Source organism: Streptomyces sp. NRRL WC-3549 (assembly GCF_000721935.1).
Taxonomy (GTDB): Bacteria; Actinomycetota; Actinomycetes; order Streptomycetales; family Streptomycetaceae; genus Streptomyces.
On the sequence record NZ_KL585394.1, the window covers coordinates 96,667 to 101,272 of the forward strand.

At 70.3% G+C, this 4,606-nt stretch carries 3 protein-coding genes and 1 pseudogene; 2 read left to right on the forward strand and 2 right to left on the reverse strand.

Annotated elements, in window-relative coordinates; translation table 11 throughout:
- The first annotated feature begins 93 nt into the window (after positions 1-93).
- The gene (gene glpX, locus IH13_RS0111105; RefSeq protein ID WP_031083380.1) at positions 94-1,125 is read left to right on the forward strand and encodes a class II fructose-bisphosphatase; all 1,032 of its coding nucleotides are present in this window, start codon (positions 94-96) and stop codon (positions 1,123-1,125) included.
- 105 nt (positions 1,126-1,230) lie between these two features.
- Here glpX and IH13_RS0111110 read toward each other — a convergent pair whose 3' ends face one another.
- Both IH13_RS0111110 and IH13_RS37215 read right to left on the reverse strand, forming a co-directional pair.
- Positions 1,231-1,602 carry a WhiB family transcriptional regulator gene (locus IH13_RS0111110; RefSeq protein WP_031083382.1) on the reverse strand — a complete coding sequence of 124 codons (372 nt, stop codon included), beginning with the start codon at positions 1,600-1,602 and terminating at the stop codon, positions 1,231-1,233.
- A 156-nt stretch (positions 1,603-1,758) separates the two neighbouring features.
- Positions 1,759-2,387: pseudogene (locus IH13_RS37215) on the reverse strand (DUF1707 SHOCT-like domain-containing protein).
- A gap of 261 nt (positions 2,388-2,648) precedes the next feature.
- Between IH13_RS37215 and IH13_RS0111120 the strand changes: the two are divergent.
- Complete coding sequence (locus IH13_RS0111120; RefSeq protein ID WP_031083383.1) at positions 2,649-4,316, forward strand: fumarate hydratase; 1,668 nt, start codon at positions 2,649-2,651, stop codon at positions 4,314-4,316.
- Positions 4,317-4,606 lie beyond the last annotated feature (290 nt).

Below are 4,606 nucleotides of genomic sequence, written 5' to 3' on the forward strand. Positions count from 1 at the left end.
CATACGTGACCCGCTCTGCTCATTTTATCGGACTGCAGATAGAGTCACAGCACCCTCTTTTCCGGTCGTCGTCGTACAGAAAGGTGCGCTCCGATGTCCGAGCATCATCTGCCGTCCCAGCTCGAGGTCTCCCCGGAAGCCCCGGACCGCAACCTGGCCCTCGAACTGGTCCGGGTCACCGAGGCCGCCGCCATGGCCGCCGGGCGCTGGGTCGGCCGCGGCGACAAGATCGGCGCCGACGGCGCCGCGGTCAAGGCCATGCGCACCCTCGTCTCCACCGTCTCGATGAACGGCGTCGTCGTCATCGGTGAGGGCGAGAAGGACGAGGCCCCCATGCTGTTCAACGGCGAGCGCGTCGGCGACGGGACCGGTGCCGAGGTCGACATCGCCGTCGACCCGATCGACGGCACGACGCTCAACGCCAAGGGCATGCCCAACGCGATCGCCGTACTCGCGGCGGCCGACCGCGGGGCGATGTTCGACCCGTCCGCGGTCTTCTACATGGACAAGCTGGTCACCGGCCCCGAAGCCGCCGACTTCGTCGACATCAACGCGCCGGTGTCGGTGAACATCCGCCGGGTGGCCAAGGCCAAGAGCTCGGCCCCCGAGGACGTCACCGTCGTCGTACTCGACCGGCCCCGGCACGACGGCATCGTCAAGGAGATCCGCGAGACGGGCGCCCGGATCAAGTTCATCTCCGACGGCGACGTCGCCGGCTCGATCATGGCGGCCCGCGAGGGGACCGGCGTCGACCTGCTCATGGGGATCGGGGGCACACCCGAGGGGATCATCTCGGCGTGCGCCATAAAGTGCCTCGGCGGCGTCATCCAGGGCAAGCTCTGGCCGAAGGACGAGGCCGAACGCCGCAAGGCACTGGACGCCGGGCACGACCTGGACCGGGTGCTCTCGACGGACGACCTGGTCAGCGGGGACAACGTCTTCTTCGTGGCCACCGGCATCACCGACGGTGAACTGCTGCGCGGCGTGCGGTACCGCGGGGAGACCGCGGCCACGGAGTCCCTGGTGATGCGGTCCAAGTCGGGCACGATCCGCAGGATCGACTCCACCCACCGGCTTTCGAAGCTGCGCGCCTACAGCGCGATCGACTTCGACCGGGCGAAGTAGCGGCGGAACCCGGTAGCCCCGGGATACCGCCCGGGTCGCCCCCCGCGGTGCGGGCGGGCGGCGGCCCGGGCGGACACGGCCCGTACGGCGCGGGACGGCGCGGCGTCAGCCCGCCGCGGCGACGCGTTCCGTCGCGGACGCCGCCGTGAGCTCGATGTCGCGCCTGCGCCGCCGGGCGAGCACGACGCGGCGCTCGGCGGCGGTGAGGCCGCCCCACACGCCGTACGGCTCGGGCTGTATGAGCGCGTGCTCCCGGCACTCCACCATCACCGGGCAGCGGGCGCAGACCTGCTTCGCGGCCTCCTCGCGGGACAGCCGGGCGGCGGTCGGCTCCTTCGACGGGGCGAAGAACAGCCCGGCTTCGTCCCGGCGGCACACCGCCTCCGAGTGCCAGGGGCCCGCCTGGTCCTCCCGCGCGGGAATGCGCTGGGACGGCACAGCGGCGACCTGCAGGGGCTGATGCGGCGGTTGCAGCACGGTCCACTCCTGACGACGGCTTCGCGAGCGAAAGACGATGCAGCAGTCCCTACCCGCTGTACGCGCGCCTATGCACTGAGTGGCACCGGCTCCGGTCACCGCACCGTTCTCCGATCGCGTTCCGGCCGGAATGCGATCGGAATCAGCCGGACCGGCTCAGCTGCCGAGATGCTTGCGCAACTGCTTGTGGAGATTGGCAATCAGCTTGCCACGCTTGGGTTTCGCCTCGACGTTCCCCAAGACGGAATAGCCGTTCACCAGGACCACCGGGGCTTCCGGGTCGGCCGATTCCAGTGTGTCGACCTCGAAATTGCCGAGAATGCCCGTACCGCTTCCGCGCAGCGAGATGTTCTCCGGCACCTTGATCTCGACGCTGCCGAAGACGGAGGTCGCGTTGATGACGGTCAGACGCTGGCCGAACAGGGCCTCGGTCAGGTCGATCTCGACGCTGCCGAAGAGCGCGAACGCGTTCGTACGGCCGCCCACCCGCCAACGGCCCCTGCGGGTCGAGCTGCTGAACCTGTCTCTTATACACAGGTCGCGCCGCCCGCGGGCAGGTCCCGCACCAGCGGCTCCAGTTCACCCACGGTCTTCGCCCGGTAGACCAGGTCGACCCGCTCGGCGTGCTCCTCGGCGGTCAGCCGGCCTTCGGCCATGGCCTCCCGCAGGATGTCCGCGATCCGGTCGCGGTCCGCGTCGGAGGCACGGATGCCCACGGGGGCGGGCCCGGCGGGCGCGGGACCGGCCGGAGCGACGGGCTGCTGGGGCTGCTTTTCGAGGTCCACCGCACCAGCCTACCCAGACGCGATAGATCGCGACCAGTACCCGAACCCCCGTGGCTCGGAATTCGGCCGCCCTCCGGCCGTCCCGCCGCGCCCGGTCACCGTCCGGTCCCCGGCCGGCCATCACCCGGGCCCCGGTGCGGTGTTCGGGGCCGGTCCCGGTGAGCCCTACCTCACAAGCCCGGCCGGGCCGCGGGGTCCTACCCTGGTGGGTGCGCTGCCCGAGGGAGGTCAGCCCCGTCACCGAGTGAGGAATGGCCCGTAATGCCAGAGTTTGCGTACTCCGATCTGCTGCCCCTGGGCGAGGACACCACTCCGTACCGGCTGGTGACCTCCGAGGGCGTCTCGACCTTCGAGGCCGACGGCCGTACGTTCCTCAAGGTGGCCCCGGAAGCCCTGCGCACGCTCGCCGCCGAGGCCATGCACGACATCTCGCACTACCTGCGCCCGGCCCACCTGGCGCAGTTGCGGCGCATCGTGGACGACCCGGAGGCCTCCTCCAACGACAAGTTCGTGGCGCTCGACCTCCTGAAGAACGCGAACATCGCCGCGGCGGGCGTGCTGCCCATGTGCCAGGACACCGGTACGGCGATCGTCATGGGCAAGCGCGGGCAGAACGTGCTCACCGAGGGCGGTGACGAGGAGGCCCTGTCCCGGGGCATCTTCGACGCGTACACCGAGCTCAACCTGCGCTACTCGCAGATGGCCCCGCTGACCATGTGGGACGAGAAGAACACCGGGTCGAACCTGCCCGCGCAGATCGAGCTGTACGCCACCGACGGCGGCGCGTACAAGTTCCTCTTCATGGCCAAGGGCGGCGGCTCGGCCAACAAGTCCTTCCTCTACCAGGAGACGAAGGCGGTCCTCAACGAGGCCTCCATGATGACGTTCCTGGAGGAGAAGATCCGCTCGCTGGGGACGGCGGCCTGCCCGCCGTACCACCTCGCGATCGTCGTCGGCGGCACGTCCGCCGAGTTCGCGCTGAAGACCGCCAAGTACGCCTCCGCGCACTACCTGGACGAGCTGCCGGCCGAGGGCTCCCCCACCGGTCACGGCTTCCGCGACAAGGAGCTGGAGCAGAAGGTCTTCGAGCTGACGCAGCGGATCGGGATCGGCGCGCAGTTCGGCGGCAAGTACTTCTGCCACGACGTGCGCGTGGTCCGCCTCCCCCGGCACGGGGCGTCCCTGCCCGTCGCCATCGCCGTCTCCTGCTCGGCCGACCGCCAGGCCACCGCGAAGATCACCGCCGAGGGCGTCTTCCTGGAGCAGCTGGAGAAGGACCCGGCGCGCTTCCTTCCGGACACCACCGACGAGCAGCTCGACAGCGACGGGGACGTCGTGCGCATCGACCTGAACCGGCCGATGGACGAGATCCTCGCCGAGCTCACCAAGTACCCGGTCAAGACCCGGCTCTCGCTGACCGGCCCGCTGGTCGTGGCCCGCGACATCGCGCACGCCAAGATCAAGGAGCGGCTGGACGCGGGCGAGGAGATGCCGCAGTACCTGAAGGACCACCCGGTGTACTACGCGGGCCCCGCGAAGACCCCCGAGGGCTACGCGTCCGGTTCCTTCGGCCCGACGACGGCCGGCCGCATGGACAGTTACGTCGCCCAGTTCCAGGCGGCGGGCGGCTCCAAGGTGATGCTCGCCAAGGGCAACCGGTCCAAGCAGGTCACGGACGCCTGCGGGACGCACGGCGGCTTCTACCTCGGTTCGATCGGCGGCCCGGCGGCCCGGCTGGCGCAGGACTGCATCAAGAAGGTCGAGGTCGTCGAGTACGAGGAGCTCGGCATGGAGGCGGTCTGGCGCATCGAGGTCGAGGACTTCCCCGCGTTCGTCGTCGTCGACGACAAGGGCAACGACTTCTTCACCGAGCCCGCGCCCGCCCCGACCTTCACCAGCATCCCGGTGCGCGGCCCGGGTCTGGGCTGACCCGCCGGCCCCGCGTGCCGGGGCCGCACCGAACACGGGGGTGTCCCGGCCGCGGCCGGGACACCCCCGCGGCGATTCCGGGCCCCGGCTCACGGTGTCGCCGACGGCGAGGCGTCCCCTCACCGGTATGTACTGCTGGGACACCGGGGAATACGCGGTGGACGCCGCACGCTCATCTCCAGTAGGAGGGCTGATACACATGACCGGACCGGCCGAGGACACGGAGTACCGCGTCGAGCACGACTCGATGGGTGAGGTGAAGGTGCCCGCGCACGCCAAGTGGCGGGCCC

Excerpts from the sequence above, each read along its gene's own strand:
- glpX (WP_031083380.1), top strand. The coding sequence starts at position 94 with ATGTCCGAGCATCATCTGCCGTCCCAGCTCGAGGTCTCCCCGGAAGCC.
- IH13_RS0111120 (WP_031083383.1), top strand. The coding sequence starts at position 2,649 with ATGCCAGAGTTTGCGTACTCCGATCTGCTGCCCCTGGGCGAGGACACC.